General features: G+C 32.8%; 17 protein-coding genes. 8 read left to right on the top strand and 9 right to left on the bottom strand.

Going from position 1 to position 15,582, the window contains the following annotated elements; translation table 11 throughout:
• Position 1: 1 nt before the first annotated feature.
• The 7 genes from OA86_RS04895 to OA86_RS04865 all read right to left on the bottom strand — a co-directional run bounded on the left by OA86_RS04895 (position 2) and on the right by OA86_RS04865 (position 6,253).
• Positions 2 to 682: a carbonic anhydrase gene (locus OA86_RS04895; RefSeq protein WP_039349646.1), complete on the bottom strand. Its 681-nt coding sequence runs from the start codon at positions 680 to 682 to the stop codon at positions 2 to 4.
• Between the two features lie 92 nt (positions 683 to 774).
• A complete protein-coding gene (locus OA86_RS04890) occupies positions 775 to 1,332 on the bottom strand; it encodes a serine acetyltransferase (RefSeq protein ID WP_039349644.1) in 558 nt (185 codons plus the stop codon).
• Positions 1,333 to 1,358: 26 nt separating this feature from the next.
• Positions 1,359 to 2,510 (bottom strand): glycosyltransferase, encoded by a 1,152-nt coding sequence (locus tag OA86_RS04885; RefSeq protein ID WP_039349642.1) that lies wholly within the window; start codon positions 2,508 to 2,510, stop codon positions 1,359 to 1,361.
• Between the two features lie 4 nt (positions 2,511 to 2,514).
• Positions 2,515 to 2,982: an acyltransferase gene (locus OA86_RS04880; protein WP_246008023.1), complete on the bottom strand. Its 468-nt coding sequence runs from the start codon at positions 2,980 to 2,982 to the stop codon at positions 2,515 to 2,517.
• Between the two features lie 89 nt (positions 2,983 to 3,071).
• On the bottom strand, positions 3,072 to 4,238 hold the full coding sequence (locus tag OA86_RS04875) for a glycosyltransferase (protein ID WP_039349638.1): 1,167 nt from the start codon (positions 4,236 to 4,238) through the stop codon (positions 3,072 to 3,074).
• 12 nt (positions 4,239 to 4,250) lie between these two features.
• A complete protein-coding gene (locus tag OA86_RS04870) occupies positions 4,251 to 5,306 on the bottom strand; it encodes an acyltransferase family protein (protein WP_039349636.1) in 1,056 nt (351 codons plus the stop codon).
• A 110-nt stretch (positions 5,307 to 5,416) separates the two neighbouring features.
• Positions 5,417 to 6,253, bottom strand: a complete 837-nt coding sequence (locus OA86_RS04865) for a glycosyltransferase family 2 protein (protein WP_039349634.1) — start codon at positions 6,251 to 6,253, stop codon at positions 5,417 to 5,419.
• A gap of 99 nt (positions 6,254 to 6,352) precedes the next feature.
• On the opposite strand from OA86_RS04865, the gene OA86_RS04860 reads away from it, so the two are divergent.
• The 8 genes from OA86_RS04860 to OA86_RS04825 all read left to right on the top strand — a co-directional run bounded on the left by OA86_RS04860 (position 6,353) and on the right by OA86_RS04825 (position 13,501).
• On the top strand, positions 6,353 to 7,123 hold the full coding sequence (locus tag OA86_RS04860; RefSeq protein ID WP_039349631.1) for a class I SAM-dependent methyltransferase: 771 nt from the start codon (positions 6,353 to 6,355) through the stop codon (positions 7,121 to 7,123).
• Between the two features lie 80 nt (positions 7,124 to 7,203).
• The gene (locus OA86_RS04855) at positions 7,204 to 8,028 is read left to right on the top strand and encodes a carbohydrate deacetylase (protein WP_039349628.1); all 825 of its coding nucleotides are present in this window, start codon (positions 7,204 to 7,206) and stop codon (positions 8,026 to 8,028) included.
• Between the two features lie 22 nt (positions 8,029 to 8,050).
• The gene (locus OA86_RS04850) at positions 8,051 to 9,772 is read left to right on the top strand and encodes an HAD-IIIC family phosphatase (protein ID WP_198410759.1); all 1,722 of its coding nucleotides are present in this window, start codon (positions 8,051 to 8,053) and stop codon (positions 9,770 to 9,772) included.
• 1 nt (position 9,773) lies between these two features.
• On the top strand, positions 9,774 to 10,010 hold the full coding sequence (locus OA86_RS04845; protein WP_039349625.1) for an acyl carrier protein: 237 nt from the start codon (positions 9,774 to 9,776) through the stop codon (positions 10,008 to 10,010).
• A complete protein-coding gene (locus tag OA86_RS04840) occupies positions 10,010 to 10,408 on the top strand; it encodes a MaoC/PaaZ C-terminal domain-containing protein (RefSeq protein WP_052257392.1) in 399 nt (132 codons plus the stop codon). The genes OA86_RS04845 and OA86_RS04840 overlap by 1 nt, the downstream gene beginning before the upstream one ends.
• The gene (locus OA86_RS04835) at positions 10,405 to 11,118 is read left to right on the top strand and encodes an SDR family NAD(P)-dependent oxidoreductase (RefSeq protein WP_039349621.1); all 714 of its coding nucleotides are present in this window, start codon (positions 10,405 to 10,407) and stop codon (positions 11,116 to 11,118) included. Before OA86_RS04840 ends, OA86_RS04835 begins: the two co-directional genes overlap by 4 nt.
• Before the next feature lie 15 nt (positions 11,119 to 11,133).
• Positions 11,134 to 12,567 carry an MBOAT family O-acyltransferase gene (locus OA86_RS04830; RefSeq protein WP_039349619.1) on the top strand — a complete coding sequence of 478 codons (1,434 nt, stop codon included), beginning with the start codon at positions 11,134 to 11,136 and terminating at the stop codon, positions 12,565 to 12,567.
• Positions 12,554 to 13,501, top strand: a complete 948-nt coding sequence (locus OA86_RS04825; protein WP_039349616.1) for a hypothetical protein — start codon at positions 12,554 to 12,556, stop codon at positions 13,499 to 13,501. Before OA86_RS04830 ends, OA86_RS04825 begins: the two co-directional genes overlap by 14 nt.
• On the opposite strand, the gene OA86_RS04820 is transcribed toward OA86_RS04825, so the two are convergent.
• Positions 13,493 to 14,434 (bottom strand): glycosyltransferase family 2 protein, encoded by a 942-nt coding sequence (locus tag OA86_RS04820; RefSeq protein WP_039349615.1) that lies wholly within the window; start codon positions 14,432 to 14,434, stop codon positions 13,493 to 13,495. The two genes, OA86_RS04825 and OA86_RS04820, sit on opposite strands and share 9 nt — an antisense overlap.
• A gap of 207 nt (positions 14,435 to 14,641) precedes the next feature.
• Entirely contained in the window at positions 14,642 to 15,577 is a 936-nt protein-coding gene (locus tag OA86_RS04815; protein WP_039350498.1) for a glycosyltransferase family 2 protein, read from the bottom strand.
• Positions 15,578 to 15,582 lie beyond the last annotated feature (5 nt).

The following is a 15,582-nucleotide window of genomic DNA, read 5'->3' as shown; positions in this document are numbered from 1 at the left end:
ATTAAAGCATATTTTTATTATTCTTTTTGCCCATTACCCAGTTAGAATCGGTCAAATTGTAGATTTTCTGAATGTCTTTTAAGATTTTTTCGAAGTCGATATCGAGATCGATAATTTTTCCTGTTTTCATATCGAAAACCCAACCGTGTACGATCGGATATTCATCAATTAAATATTCTTCCTGAACACAAGCCATTTTTATCACATTAATGCATTGTTCCTGAACATTCAGTTCTACCAATCGGTCATAGCGTTTTTGTTCATCCTCGATCGTATCTAATTCAGCTTGATGCAAACGATAAACATCACGAATGGTTCGCAACCAAGGATTTAAAAGACCAAGATCTTCGGGCGTCATCGCAGCTTTAATTCCACCACAACCGTAATGGCCGCAAACAATAATATGTTTCACCTGAAGATGTTCTACAGCATACTGAATCACCGCAGTCGCACTCATATCCAAAGTATTCACGACATTCGCAATATTCCGGTGCACAAAAAGTTCGCCAGGTTTCATACCCATCATTTCCTCTGCAGAAACGCGGCTGTCTGAACAACCGATATAAAGAAAATCTGGAGTTTGGGTAAGCGACAAATTTTTAAAAAACTCTGGGTCTTCCGCAACTTGTGATTCTACCCATTTTCGGTTATTTTCAAAAATAGCGTCGTAAGATTTTTTCATATTAAGAGGTTTCGTATTAAATTTCCCATTAAATTACTGATTGGAATGGGGTGAAAATAAAGGGATAAAATTAAAAAAAATATTTTTTAAAATTAATCAATTTTATTATTAATATAGTCTGAAGTCGCATTTTCTTTAAGGGAGAAAGTTGCCGGATTTCCCATTACAATAGCGTTCGAAGGTATATCAGTATGAACGTAAGCGTTCGGAGCGATCAAAACATTATTGCCAATTTTTATATTTCCCACGATCACTGCATTCGGTCCGATCCAAACTTCATTTCCAATTTCTGGGACACCTTTATTTTGTCCACGATTTGCCTGTGCAATCGTAACTCCCTGCGCGATATTGCAGTTTTTACCTATTTTAGTTTTCGGATTAACGACCAAAGCTCCCCAATGTCCGAGATACAAACCTTCGCCAATTTGGGTTTCGGGATAAATTTGAAAGCCGTATTTAATCTGATAATGCCGTAAAATAAGTCGCCAAAATTTCCCTAAAAAAGTATTTTTAGGATGTTTTTGGGTAATTCTAAAAAGATAAATAAAATGCAAATTCGGACTAAAGCATTTTTTCCAAATTTGAATTTGTGAAAGCCATTGTCCGCTTTCTCGGTAGAAATCTTTTTGAATGGTAGAATGTTGCGACATAAACACAAAGATAAAATAAAACGGTCTTATAAATCATCAATAATTTTGATGATAGAATTTACTGAATTTACGAGATTAAAAGGCATTTTGTATTCCATTAATTGATTTTCGTACTGTTCAAAACTTGCAGGATCTTGAAGGGCTCTTTTCATTCCTTCATAAATTCCTTCTTCTGAGTTTTCTACGATTAATCCCAGTTTACCGTCTTCTAACATTTCGCGTACACCGGAAACATCAGTCGCAATGATTTTCTTTTTTAAAGTAATCGCCTCAAATAAAACAGTCGGAAATCCTTCGTATCTTGAACTTAAAATATAAAAATCTGCTTTTTTAAAATCTGGATATGGATTATCGATGAACCCAAAAAGATTGGATGTTTCGGAAACACCTAAATCTTTTTGTAATTTTTTAATGTTTTCAAAATCGTAACCGTCGCCAAGAATGAGAACTTTATGTTTGAAGCCTTCATCTAAAAGTCGTTTGTGAACTCTTAATAATCTGTCAAATCCTTTTTGAGGAAAAACCGTCCCAACTGAGATAAAAAGAGGAACTTCATCTTCCAGCTTCTGACCTTCAACTTCTGACTTTCTCAATATTTCTTCGGTATCTAAGGGATTATAAATCCTGGCAATTTTCTGTTTTTCTTCTTCGTTTTGAGCTAAATCTTCAAAATCCTGATGAATTTTATCCGAAATCACTATGCTTTTATCAAAGCCAAAAAATTTTCTGAACTCGTCGTCGGTGTATTTATGGAATTCAGTTTTCTTTAAATCATTATGAATCCAAATTAATTTTTTAGATGATCTCTGCGGAGAATTTAATATTTCGTCTCGAAAACCATGGATTGCAGCAAATTCTATATCGTATTTTTTTCCTTTTAAAATAAATTGATAAAGGAGTTTGGGAAAAGTTTTTAAAACCCTCTGATAAATAACCCGGAAAGCTTTGATGGGAAAATCCTGGAGGCGATTCGTCGTTATCATTTCGCCTTTATTCAAGTAGAAAACATTAATCCAACTCGGAACTTCGCCCAAATATTTCCCCGAATATAAATTTAATAGAAGATCGATTTCATATTTATCTTTCGGTAGGTTTTTCAGAAAAGTCACCAAAACCTTTTCCGCGCCGCCGTGACGAAGAGAACCAATTCTGATGAGGATTTTCTTTTTATTTGACACCGTTTTATTTTATAGATTTGTAAGTATGAGGAAGGTTTTTGGAAATGAAATCTTCTAATTTTGCCCGGTCTTTTTCTAGTTCTCGAGGATAATCTACGTTATTCGCTAAAAGCTTTTCACCATATTCTTCTACCGTGCAAATGAATTTTGATGGAACACCTGCGTAGACAGCGTTGTCTGGAATTGAAGTAGTGACAATACTCATCGATCCTACAATGCAGTTACTTCCTATGGAAACTCCAGGCATCAATATCGTCGCTTTACCAATAAAGGTATTATTTCCTATTTTAATTCTGCCAAAATTTCTTCCGTCTTTATATTTTTCTAATTTTTTTGTTACTCGAGCATCACCTCCATGATTGATAAAAGATACGCCTTCTGCAAGAGTTACGTCGTTTCCAATTTCGACCAGAAAGGGTTCTGAACCAAAATTCGGAATGCCTTCAACATAAAGGTTTTCTCCGATTTGCATGCCCTTTTGCTCAGCTATCTTTATGCTGGCAACTTTAACAAAATTCTGGTAAGTGGTATGAATTTTTAAAATTAAGCGGTATAAAAAAATCATATTTTAGTTTTTGCTAAATTAATAATGATTTCTTCAATCGCACTAAATATTTTTTGATTGTCAAAATCTTTTTCGACATCTTTTATATTTTCTTTAATTTGTAAAATCAGTTTTTGATTGGTCAGAAATTCTTTCATAGCACTATAAATCTCATCCGTTTTATAATCAATTAAATAGCCGGTTTTTCGGTCATCGATCATCATTTCTACATCGCCAACTTTGGTTGCAATAATTGGTTTTTGCAAAATAAGTGCTTCAGCAATTACCAGTGGCCAAGCTTCAGATTCGGAAGGCATGATGAAAAAATCTGCATTTTTAAGATACGGATATGGATTCATTTTATTTCCCGCGAAAATAAAAGTTTTTTCTACGCCCAATTTCTTTTGCTGAGCCAACAAATTTGACAATTCTTCTCCATCACCAATAATCATTATCGAATGCTGAAATCCTTCTTTTAAAAGTTGCGAATGTGCATCCATCAAATTGTGATATCCTTTTCTGGTGTGCAATCTTCCTACAGAAACGAAAACAGGACTTTTCGGTAGATCCGTAATTTTTTCTTCAGCTTTCTTTTTAATTTCTTCAATTGGAATTGCGTTGATAATCACACTTTCTTTTGGGTATTGAAGTTTCGGATAAACTTCGTGCATGATTTTCTGAATTTTTTCAGAACAGTAGATGATATGATCGAATTGTGGAAAATGCTCTAAAATCGCTGGAACTAAAGGTTGAAGTTTGGGTAAATTAATTTCTGAATGAAACCAACCAATTTTCTTTGATTTTTTATTGGAAGAATTTAAAACGCTCTCGAAATCATTATAAGTCATCGCGATTTCGATATCGTATTCTTTTTTTAAATACTCTTTATCAATGATTTCAGGATTTTTGCGAAGTTTTTTTAATTGACTTTTACGTTGAAAAAGTTGAAGTTTTTTAAATACAATATTTTTAGAAAAATCTTCTTTACCATGAGTCAAATATACTTTTCTCACATGCGACGGAAATTCATTTCTCAACTCTCCTTGATTAAGGTTTAAAAGAACGGTCATTTCAAATTTTTCTTGATCTAAATTATTTAGAACGTTTAACATCACTTTTTCTACGCCGCCCATTTCCATAGAACGGTGGCGAAAAAGCAATTTAATTTTACTAGAATCTGTCATGAATTTAAAATTTTATTCAGCAAATTTTTTACGGATCCATAAATTTAATGGTTCTTCCAAATATTTAAACATTAATATTGATAAAATATTAAGTAAGACAAAGATGAGCAATACATTCTCAGCGATGTAATCATAAATAAACATCGGGATAAATCCTTTGTGAATTAGATAAAAAATGTAGGAACTTTTCCCTAATAAAACCATGTATTTGGTAGATAAGAAACGCTTTATAAAAGTGTCTTCGAAAATTAAACCCCAAAGTAGAGGAGCAATACCAAAAGTGCAGAGTATTAATGCCATGACGGCCTTCATCCAATCTGATTCAGAATAATTTGTAGGAAGTGTTAATAGAAATAATACGATAAAAGAGATTCCAAAATAGGTAATACCCCTTAGTTTTAGATTTAATTTTGATCTGTTCTGAACCAGTAAAGCCAGACCAATACCGATGAAAAATTCAAAAATATAATAGGAAATATTTTTCTGCATAAACCCCCAAGTGTTTTGTGGCACTTGGGAAATTTCTTTCAAAGCCAGACCGAAAAGAAAAATGCTAATTGGTAAAATAAAGAACCAAATTGATTTTTTGCGCAACAAAATGAAATAAAATGGTGCGGTGAAGTAAAAAAGCTCCTCTAATGTTAACGTCCAACCTTGAGAAATACCGGCTGCAAAGAAATATTTTTGAAACAAAGCTTTCGTCATGGTGAAACTCAGAATAGCTTCGATTGTTTTTTCTGAATTCCAGATTCCACTTTGGAGATAGAATGCAGCGAAAACTCCGATTGTGACCAAGAAGTACATCGGGTAAATTCGTGCAAGTCTGTTCACCATATATTTTTTAAAATTGATAGGATGCTGATCAAAATATCGAAAGGTAATAAGAAACCCACTCAGCACGAAAAACATATCAACTCCGATATGCCATTGTCTTATAAAAGATTTTAAATACTCTGGTGCCAATGGATTATTAAACGGAAAAAAATGAAGGACAAAAATCATCCAGGCAGCAATTGCGCGATATCCTGTGAGTGCTGGAATGAATTTAATAGTAGTTTTTTCGTTCATTTATAGTTTTAAGAAGATGTCTTTTCTGTAACTTTTTGAGGATTTCTTTGTAATTTTCAGTTTATATTTTGTTACAATTTGCTACATGAACATCAAAGGTTTTACGCTTATTAAAAGACCGATTGATAAAAGACTTTTAATTTCTTTTTGATCCGGTAAGGAATTGAATTTTGATAAGAAAGTAAATCAAAAATTTCCTGAGATGATGTAAAGTGATCTGGAATTTTCTCTCCATTGATAACGCATAAATTTCTTCTTTTCATGGCCGTCCAAATTACTTTTCCCCAATAATCGTAAGACTTCTGTTTGTTGGCGTTCTGTGAGATTCCACCTTCATGGGCGCGATAAAAATAATCTGTCTGATCTATGAAAATAACTTTGCCTTTCTCATACATTTTGTAATATAAATCTTGGTCTTCCGCAATTCGGAATGCAGCGTCCATTTTTTCGCACTGCATATAAACTGACTTTTTAAAACCTACAAAAGGAGCTATTTGTATAGGACAGTTGAAAAAATAAGGATCTCCGTTGGGAACTTGCATTGCAGATTTAAATTCTTCCTTTGGATTAAGGTTTTCATCGCATTTTACAAGTCTCGAATAGGTAAGAACAGCGTCTTTATTTTTAAAAAAAATATTGATTGATGCCTGTAGTGCATCTTTTCCTAGCGCATCATCTGGATCCAGGTAGCCACAAACCTCACCGACAGAAAGGTCGATTAATTTGCTTTTAGTATAACCAACCCCTTTATTTTCTTCATTTTCATATAATCGAAATCTAGAATCTTTCTGGATAAGCTCATTAATGAGTTTTACAGAATCATCTTCAGAAGAATCGTCCAAAATTACGACCTCCCAATTTTCATAAGTTTGATTAATGATGGACTGATAACAATCTGAAAAGAAATGTCCATTATTATAATTCGCAATGAGGAGTGAAAACTTCATTTCTGATTGTTATTTTGTTTTTTTGAAAGATTTTCAAAGATACTGAGTTTTTTAAACATTGTAGAATTTTCCCTATTTTTACGCACAAATTAAAACACAGTGAGCGAATTAAAAAGAGTGGCTAAAACCCTCATAGCGTATTTAAAAAGGCCAGATTTATATCCAGAACTTGGTCGGAAAATAATAAAGAATACACTACACAGAGGAAATGCAGGGAAAGGAAAAGATAAAACTAATTCCTGGGCAATTTCTATAGCAATTTCTCAAAAAGATGCAGTTGCAAAACTGTTTGGAATAAATGATCTAAAATTTCGCAATGAAAATAAGCTGATCTTAGACGAATCTTCTGGAAAAGAAAAAACTTGTCCCGTGAAGATGGGTGGAGCGGGAGCTTTGGAACTCATTTATTATGCTTCCGAATTTACAAAGGCTACAAATGTTTTGGAAACTGGCGTTGCGTATGGATGGTCTTCTTTAGCCGCATTACTTTCTCTGGAAAAAAGAAACGGCACTTTATACAGTTCAGATATGCCTTATTTAGGTCAGAATGGCGACCAGTATGTTGGTGTGGTTGTCCCGGAAAAATTGAAAAATAACTGGAAACTTTTTCGTTTTGCAGACAAAGAATCTTTACCTAAAATCTTTTCGGAGAATAAAATTTTTGATGTGATTCATTACGATTCCGATAAAAGTTACGATGGTAGAATTTGGGCTTATGATGAATTGTACAAACATTTGCGAAAGGGAGGTGTTTTTTTAAGCGATGATATAGGAGATAATTCTGCGTACCAAGACTTTTGCGAAGAAAATAATATAGAATCTACTGTTATTGAATTCGAAGGGAAATATGTAGGCGCTTTTATTAAGTAGAAAGTCATACCGAAAACAAGTATATCTATAATTCAATATCTGCTTATATTTTTCAGAGATTTGCTCTTCAATTAAAAAAAATGGTTAAAAATATTATTCTTAACGCCGATGATCTTGGATTCTCTTTGGGGGTGAATAATGCCATTCTACAAGCTCATACAATGGGTTTCCTTTCCCACGCAAGCTTGATGGCGAATACAGAATATTTCGATCATGCAGTAGAAAAAATTCTTCCTGTGTGCAAAGATTTAAAAATTGGCGTACATCTGAATTTAACTTGTGGTACTGCACTGTTTTCAAAGAATATTTTAGCTGAAAATAGAAAGCTAAACAATACATTTGTCAGTTTACTCTTTAAAAGAAAAAGTAAAAAAACGTTGCATTCCATAGAATTTGAACTGGAGCAGCAAATTATAAAAATTAAAGAAAAAGGAATTGAAATTTCCCACATAGATGGGCATGAACATATTCATATCATACCTTCCATCAATAAGATCGTAAGAAAATTAGGGAAGAAATACAGGATAGAAAGAGTGAGAGAAATCAATGAAAGTTTTTTTGAAAGCTGGAGGTTTAACGGAAGAACTGCTTCTTTGGCTAATTTTACTAAATTATTACTTTTAAAATTTCTATCTATCCTTAATAAAAACGACAAGCAAATCGGATTTTACTCCATGTTGAATACCTGTGAGATCAACGCAGAAAATCTCTTTCCATTTCTAAAACAAAGTTGTAGTTATAATACTGTTGAAGTAATGGTGCATCCAGCTTTAGCAGAATTTGATAGTGCAGCATATTATGAAACTTTAAATCCAAGGTTTGTGGAGTTTTTTAAAAATCCACATCGTAAATTTGAGTTTGATCTATGTTTTGATAAGAATTTTACAGATTACAAAATCTTATAAAAACACATTGGAGAGTAGAATAATGATTAAAACATTTAGCCAGTTAAAGAAAAACGCTAAAAAAAATGCGGAAAACTCTAAAAAGATTAGAGTGGCAATTTTGGGAGACACTGCTACACAATTTTTAAATGTTGCATTGAAAGGAACTGCTTTTGAGCAATCTTATAATTTTGAAATATACGAAGCTGATTTTGGACAAATCTCTCGCCAAATAATTGATCCCGCATCGGAATACTATGATTTTGACCCGGAATATACGCTGATCTTCGAATCATCTCACAAGTTGCTTTCCTACTATTACAAATCTTATAGTGATCAGCTCAATTTTGCTCAAAATAAAATTAATTATATAGAAGAACTATATCACTATATCACAAACAGAACAAAAAGCGAAGTGATTTATTGTAATTTTCCAGAAATTGATCCGCAAATTTTTGGTAATTTCTCGCAAAAAGTAGAATCTTCTTTTGTTTTTCAACAACGGAAACTCAATTATCTTTTAGGGGAATTGGCTTTAGATAAAAGCAATCTATTTATTGCAGATCTTTGCGCTGTTCAAAATAAATTTGGCAGAGACTTTATGTTTTCTCCAAATATATATATCAACACAGAAATGGTTCTTTCATTAGATATATTGCCTATCGTAGCTCAGAATGTTGTCAGCATTATTTCATCCCTTGAGGGAAAATTTAAAAAATGTTTAATTCTCGATTTAGATAATACAACCTGGGGCGGGATTATCGGTGATGATGGTTTAGAAAATATACAGATCGGAAGTTTAGGAATAGGTAAAGCTTTTACAGAATTTCAGCAGTGGGCAAAAGCACTACAAAAAAGAGGTATTATTCTCGCTGTTTGTAGTAAAAATGATGAGGATAAAGCAAAGGAACCTTTTGAAAGTCATCCTGATATGGTTTTAAAACTGGATGATATTTCAGTTTTTGTAGCAAATTGGGAAAATAAAGCGGATAACATTAGAAAAATTCAGAATATTTTAAATATCGGTTTTGACTCTATGGTTTTTTTGGATGATAATCCTTTTGAAAGAAATTTAGTTCGGGAAAATCTCCCGGAAGTCTGCGTGCCGGAATTACCCGAAGATCCTGCATATTATTTAGAATATCTTTATGAATTAAATCTATTTGAAACGGCAAGTTACTCAGAAAACGATGCAGAACGAACGAAGCAATACCAAGTGGAAGCAGAAAGAGCGACAGCCTTGGAAAGTTTCACAAACGTTGATGAATTTCTGAAAAGTTTAAATATGATTTCTGATGTCCAGGGATTTAATAATTTTTCTAAACCGAGAGTTTCACAACTTTCTCAGCGCAGCAACCAGTTTAATTTAAGAACTGTGCGATATACGGAACAAGAGGTTGAGGATTTAATGCAATCAGATAAACATAAAACTTTATCATTCACATTAGAAGATAAATACGGAGATAACGGTTTAATTTGCGTTGTAGTTTTAGAAGGTTTGGATAGCGAGAACCTTTTTATAGAATCCTGGTTAATGAGCTGCCGAGTATTGAAGAGAGGAATGGAAGAATTTACTTTAAATAAAATAGTAGAAACTGCAAAAGCCCATGGTTTTAAAAATATTATTGGCGAGTATATTTCAACATCCAAAAACCAAATGGTAGAAAATCATTATGAAAAATTAGGCTTTTCCAAAACAGAAGGAGAATGGATCTTAACAATAGAAGATTATCAGGAAAGAGAAATTAATATTAAAACTAAATAAAATGACCAACGAAGAAATTTTAGAAAAATTAACAGGTATTTTTCACGACGAATTAGATAACGAAGATATTATTTTGAGTAGAGAAACCGCTGCAGACGATATCGAAGAATGGGATTCTTTATCTCATATTCAGTTGATCGTGGCGGTAGAAAAAGCTTTTAAAGTACGTTTTACTTCTTCAGAAATCCAGAGCTGGAATAATGTGGGAGAAATGATCGATTGTATTTTATCTAAATAATGATTCTTTCCCTCAATCAGAATTTTCAGCATCAATTTACGGTTGATTCTGCCGTTTATGAAGGTTTCAAAGAAATTTTTCAGGATAAAAATGCACTTCATACCAATGAAGAATTTGCGAAAGAAAAGGGATTTGCAGGAAAAGTAATGCACGGAAATATTTTAAACGGTTTTATTTCTTTTTTCATTGGAGAACTTCTACCATCCGAAGAAGTGATGATTTTATCTCAAAATATCAATTTTAAAAATCCGGTTTATTTGAATGATATTTTAAATTTCGAAGCAATTGTAATTGAACAGTCAGAAGCAGTAAAAGTGGATGTGATAAAATTTAATTTTAAAAATTCATCTTTGAAAATAGTAGCTTCAGGAAAAATTCAGATTAAAGAATTGATATGAAAAAAGTAGTTTTAACAGGCGGTTCGGCAGGAATTGGAAAAGAGATCAATTTATTTTTACTTCGTGAAGATTATGAAGTTTTATTTACCTACCGAAATTCTGAGGAATCAACCAAAGAAATTACTGGTGAATTTCCGAACGCAAAAGCATTTCAGATTGACTTCGCAGATCCATTACAAATCGATGATTTTTTAAAGAAAATTCAAGATTTTAAACCTAATATTCTTATTAATAATTTTTACAGCGGTACTTTCATCGATACTTATTTCCATAAAACTGATTCCGATAAATTTCTCACCGATTTTCAGACCAATGTAATTCCTACGCTACAAATAACGCAGGAATGTATCAGGATTTTCCGGAAAGAAAAATTTGGCAGGATCATTAATATTTTGTCATCGTCTCTGAAATTTCCGGCAATGGGAACCTCTGTTTATAATTCAAATAAGGCTTATTTATTACAGATGAGTAAACACTGGGCTATGGAAAATGTGAAATTTGGTGTCACTTCCAATTCAGTTTCGCCCGCATTTACGGTGACCGATTTTCATAAAAATATGGATGAAAGGCAAATGGAAGCAATTGTTGCATCTTATCCGTTAAAAAATAATTTAGAAGGAAAAGATATCGCCAAATTTATTGGATTATGCATTAATGGTGGGCCGCATTTCAACGGAAACCATATTTTTTTAGATGCTTCAAATTCTTAAAGAAATATTCATTTTATGCTGCTGAACTCTTACTTTTTTATCTTTTTCTTCATTATTCTATTCCTTATTTATTGGCGATTAGGAAAAAACGCTACGATACAAAATGGGGTGTTGCTTTTAGGAAGCTGCATTTTTTATTTTTCCTGGAGTCCGCAATTTTTAATCTTACTTCTCGTCACAATTGCAGCTACCTTTTATATCAGTAAAAAAATATTTGCGGCGGATGATTCTTCCAGAAAATGGTGGAGCAGGTTGGGTATCTTGGTCGTATTGCTGCAGTTGCTTTATTTCAAATACTTTAATTTCTTCATCGAAAACATTCATGATTTTCTTCAACACATCGGTTTTGATACGCAGAAGAATATTTTATCCATTATTTTACCTATTGGAATCAGTTTTTATTCGTTTCGAATGATTGGTTATTTACTGGATGTAAGAAATAAAAAGATCAAAGAAATTCCGTCTTTACTGGAATATTCTGTATTTGTCTCTTACTTCCCAACCATGATTTCCGGGCCAATTGACAGGGCTTTACCTTTCGTAAAGCAGATTAAATTAAAGCGGGATTTTTCTTCTGAAAATTTTACAAATGGTTTGCGACAGTTATTGTGGGGTTTATTTAAAAAATTGGTTGTTGCAGATAGTATCGCGACGATAACGAGCCCGATCTTTGAAACCTATTCCACTTTAAATGGCAGTGCTTTGCTAATTGGTTCTATGTTGTATTTTGTGCAACTTTATGCAGATTTCTCCGGATATTCTGATATGGCGATAGGAATTTCAAAACTTTTGGGAATTAAAGTTCATGTAAATTTTAAATTTCCCTTATTTGCGCAGAACGCTGCAGATTTTTGGAGAAAATGGCATATTTCTTTAACGTCATGGTTAACTGATTTTGTGTTTACCCCTTTATCAATTCAATTTCGGGACTTTGGAAAATGGGGTTTAATTTTAGCCATTATCATTAATTTTTTTCTCATCGGATTGTGGCACGGTGCAGAATGGCATTATGTAGTGTTCGGACTGGTAAATGGATTAATGTATGTTCCTTTAATTCTTGGAGGGAAATTGGGGAAGAAATTAAAAACAACGGCGGGCTTATTTCCAACCTTTTTGGAAGCTCGAAATATTGCGATCACTTTTTTAAGTTTCACTTTAATTATGATTTTGTTTTCTGTAAAAGATCTCGCCATGGCAGGCGAATTTTATAAAAAAATATTCTCATCGAGTCTTTTTCAAATCCCGAATTTTCCCTTTCAAAAAGAAGTTGCAGTTCTCATTTTTTTTATGCTTGCTTTGGAATGGATCACAAGACATCAAGAATTTGCGTTAGAAAATTTTCTTAATAGTAAGCCTCGTTTTGTGAGATGGGGATTTTATTATGTTTTGATTTTTCTTGTTTTTCTGTTTTATATTGCACCTAAAGGTTACATTTATGCACAGTTTTAGAAAATCGATTTTAAAATTATCACTATTTTCGATAGTGCCGTTATTGGTGATCGGTTATGCAATTTTTCTCACAGGAGAACATACGGATGATTTTTATAAAAGATTCACCTCTTCGCCACAGCATTCACTGATATTGGGAAGTTCTCGTGGGTCCGGGATCAATCCTGCTATTTTAGATAAAATAATTCAGCCCAAATATCCAAAAGTTAAATTTTATAATTACGCTTTTACGTGGGGACACTCTCCATACGGGCCAAAATATTTAGAATCGATCCGAAAAAAACTTGATCCAAAAACTAAAGACGGTATTTTTGTAGTGATTGTAGAGCCTACTGCATTGATGGTCACTTGTTCAAAACCAGATTCGCCTGAATATTATTTTGAAAATGATAAAGCAGTTGCCAAAACCACTTTTGTAAATGTGAATCCTAATTTGGAATATTTGATTGAAAGTTATGATTATTCTCTTACACGAGCTTTAAATTTAAAAATACTTCCACCAAAAAATCCAATGGCAGATGTGGAGGTTTTAGATAATGGAAAGATGGAGGTGAAAATGATTAAAGATTATTCTCCGGAAAAGCGCGCTGAAGAAAATACACGAAAAATGGGCGAATTTCAAAAGAGAATTGATGATTTAAAGTGGTCAGAAAAAAGATTGAAATATTTGGAAGAAACCATCAGATTTTTACAAAAACATGGGAAAGTTCTGCTTCTTAGAATGCCTGTTAATTCTGTACCGTATCAAATAGAAGACAATGCAGTTCCATTTTTTGACGCTAAAATTCAAGAGCTGTCTATTAAATATAAGGTGAATTATACAAATTATAATCTCACTCCAAATGATTATAAATGTATTGATGAGGTACATCTCAGCAATCAGTCAATGACTGAATTTTCTAAAAAATTAGGACAAAAAATTATTTCAGAATAAATCCCCTCTGAAATTAATGTTATACAAACCTGATCGAATACTTCTATAGTCGATTACCAAATATTTTGAAATCATTCCCCATTTTTTTAGGAAAGGAGCATTTGCGATCTTGAAACTGCGGTGCATTCTTTGAATGTGAAGAAGAATATCATTTGGGAAATTTTCTTCCTTTTCTGCCCAGTTTTTTACCTCTTTCCAAAGCAAAACTTTAGAAATTGAGGGTTTTACCTTGCCAGAATCAACTTTTGTAATTCTATTATTCTCATGAACGCCACGATTCGCCACAGCTTCGTCTAAAATTCCCGGATACAGATCTAAATAATAGGAAAGCCGAAATAAAAATTCGGTATCCTGATGAAGTCGTAAATGAGTTTTCATCATCGGAGAAAGTTTTTTGTCCAAAGCAGATTTTCTGATCGTTAATCCATCAATACTGAAAAGTCCGAAACTTCCGTTCATGCCCAATTGTCCACGGAAAACATCTTTTGGGGAATGTTTTTTATAAACGGTCGTTAATCGATCGCCAAAAATTTTATAGTTTTGTTCCTTGGCTTTTTCAGAATAATAATGAACGCCAATTGCGCCGTAAACTCCTTCAACTACAGGGTTTTTAAAAAGTTTTTTTTCCGCGTCAAAACGGTTTGGTAAGTAATAATCATCTGCATCCAGAAATGCAATAAAGTCACCGCTTGCTTTTTCCAAAGCTAAATTCCTACTCGCTCCGGCTCCGTGATTTCCTTTGTCTGGATGTTGAAATAATTTTACACGCTCATGTTTTTTTGCTAAATTTTCGCATATTTTCAATGCATTATCGGGAGATTGATCCTCCACCAAAATTATTTCAAAAACTTCGTCGAACTGCAAGGCAGATTCTACGGCTTGAGTAATATATTTTTCGGCGTTGTAAACCGGTGTGATGACAGAAATTTTCATAATTAATATTGAGGTAAAATTGTCCTTTTTAAAAATGCGGTCAACCGTTTTTCGATCAATTCATAAAGAATCTTGGAAATCAAAATTACAACTGCTAATTTTAATACAAAAACAAGAATCAATAAAGGAACAGATTCCGTCTGAAACCGCCTAAAAAGAAATCGCTGAAATGCCGCGTAATATTTAAAGATTATTGAGCTTCATAAATTATCTTTTCAAAAACGTAAAGCGATATCTTGTTTTCAAAATTTTTGGATTTTGAAGAATAAAATAAGCCAAATTTAAATATTTGGAGAGTCCTTTTTTAATTGATAATTCAAATGATTTCTTACTCAACTGAATGTGTTCGAGATATTTTTTCTCAATGTTTTTATTTTTCGCCCAATTGTAAATCGAATTCCAAAGTAAAAACTGGCGTTGATTGTATTTTTCTGAATATATTTTTATTTTTGTAATTCGGTTGTCATCATGAACTCCGCGTATTGAAACCGCTTCAGTAATTGAGCCCGTTTTCAAAAAGCAATGGAAAGACAGTTTAATAATAAAGTCACTGTCTTGATGGATTCTTAAGTTTTCATTAAATTTCAAATTGTTTTTGTGCAAACTTTCGTTTCTTACTGTTAAGGAGATTAAGGAAAAAAACGTTCCGAAATCTTGCTCCAAACCAAGCAATCCATAAAAAATTTCTTTGCCTTCTGCAGTTTTTTTTACCGTCGTTAATTCGGTGTTTTTAAATTTTTCAATAAATTCTTCTTTCCCTTTTTCAGAAAGAAATTCTGTTCCAATAGCTCCAAAAACACCTTCTATTTTTTTATTTTTAAAGATTTCTTTTTCAGAATCAAAACGGTTTGGTAAGTAGTAATCATCGGCATCTAAAAATGCAATAAATTCTTGCGAAGCTTTTTCTAAGCCTAAATTCCGACTTGCTCCAGCTCCATGATTTCCTTTATCAACATGTTGAAAGAGATGAACTCGCGAATATTCTGAAGTTAATTCTTGGCAAACTTTCAAAGAATCATCTGTAGAACAATCGTCAATCAAAATAATTTCTTTTACTTCTTCGAACTGTAACGCAGATTCTACGGCTTTCTTTAGAAAAGCTGCTGCATTATAAACCGGAATAATAACCGAAATATTGAGCATTTCTT

Source organism: Kaistella jeonii (assembly GCF_000812865.1).
GTDB lineage: Bacteria > Bacteroidota > Bacteroidia > Flavobacteriales > Weeksellaceae > Kaistella > Kaistella jeonii.
Note: the sequence above shows the minus strand (reverse complement) of the source record. Positions and strands in the feature narration are given on the sequence as shown.

Excerpts from the sequence above, each read along its gene's own strand:
- OA86_RS04895 (WP_039349646.1), bottom strand. The coding sequence starts at position 682 with ATGAAAAAATCTTACGACGCTATTTTTGAAAATAACCGAAAATGGGTA.
- OA86_RS04890 (WP_039349644.1), bottom strand. The coding sequence starts at position 1,332 with ATGTCGCAACATTCTACCATTCAAAAAGATTTCTACCGAGAAAGCGGA.
- OA86_RS04880 (WP_246008023.1), bottom strand. The coding sequence starts at position 2,982 with ATGCAAATCGGAGAAAACCTTTATGTTGAAGGCATTCCGAATTTTGGT.
- OA86_RS04875 (WP_039349638.1), bottom strand. The coding sequence starts at position 4,238 with ATGACAGATTCTAGTAAAATTAAATTGCTTTTTCGCCACCGTTCTATG.
- OA86_RS04870 (WP_039349636.1), bottom strand. The coding sequence starts at position 5,306 with ATGAACGAAAAAACTACTATTAAATTCATTCCAGCACTCACAGGATAT.
- OA86_RS04865 (WP_039349634.1), bottom strand. The coding sequence starts at position 6,253 with ATGAAGTTTTCACTCCTCATTGCGAATTATAATAATGGACATTTCTTT.
- OA86_RS04855 (WP_039349628.1), top strand. The coding sequence starts at position 7,204 with ATGGTTAAAAATATTATTCTTAACGCCGATGATCTTGGATTCTCTTTG.
- OA86_RS04850 (WP_198410759.1), top strand. The coding sequence starts at position 8,051 with ATGATTAAAACATTTAGCCAGTTAAAGAAAAACGCTAAAAAAAATGCG.
- OA86_RS04845 (WP_039349625.1), top strand. The coding sequence starts at position 9,774 with ATGACCAACGAAGAAATTTTAGAAAAATTAACAGGTATTTTTCACGAC.
- OA86_RS04840 (WP_052257392.1), top strand. The coding sequence starts at position 10,010 with ATGATTCTTTCCCTCAATCAGAATTTTCAGCATCAATTTACGGTTGAT.
- OA86_RS04835 (WP_039349621.1), top strand. The coding sequence starts at position 10,405 with ATGAAAAAAGTAGTTTTAACAGGCGGTTCGGCAGGAATTGGAAAAGAG.
- OA86_RS04830 (WP_039349619.1), top strand. The coding sequence starts at position 11,134 with ATGCTGCTGAACTCTTACTTTTTTATCTTTTTCTTCATTATTCTATTC.
- OA86_RS04825 (WP_039349616.1), top strand. The coding sequence starts at position 12,554 with ATGCACAGTTTTAGAAAATCGATTTTAAAATTATCACTATTTTCGATA.
- OA86_RS04820 (WP_039349615.1), bottom strand. The coding sequence starts at position 14,434 with ATGAAAATTTCTGTCATCACACCGGTTTACAACGCCGAAAAATATATT.
- OA86_RS04815 (WP_039350498.1), bottom strand. The coding sequence starts at position 15,577 with ATGCTCAATATTTCGGTTATTATTCCGGTTTATAATGCAGCAGCTTTT.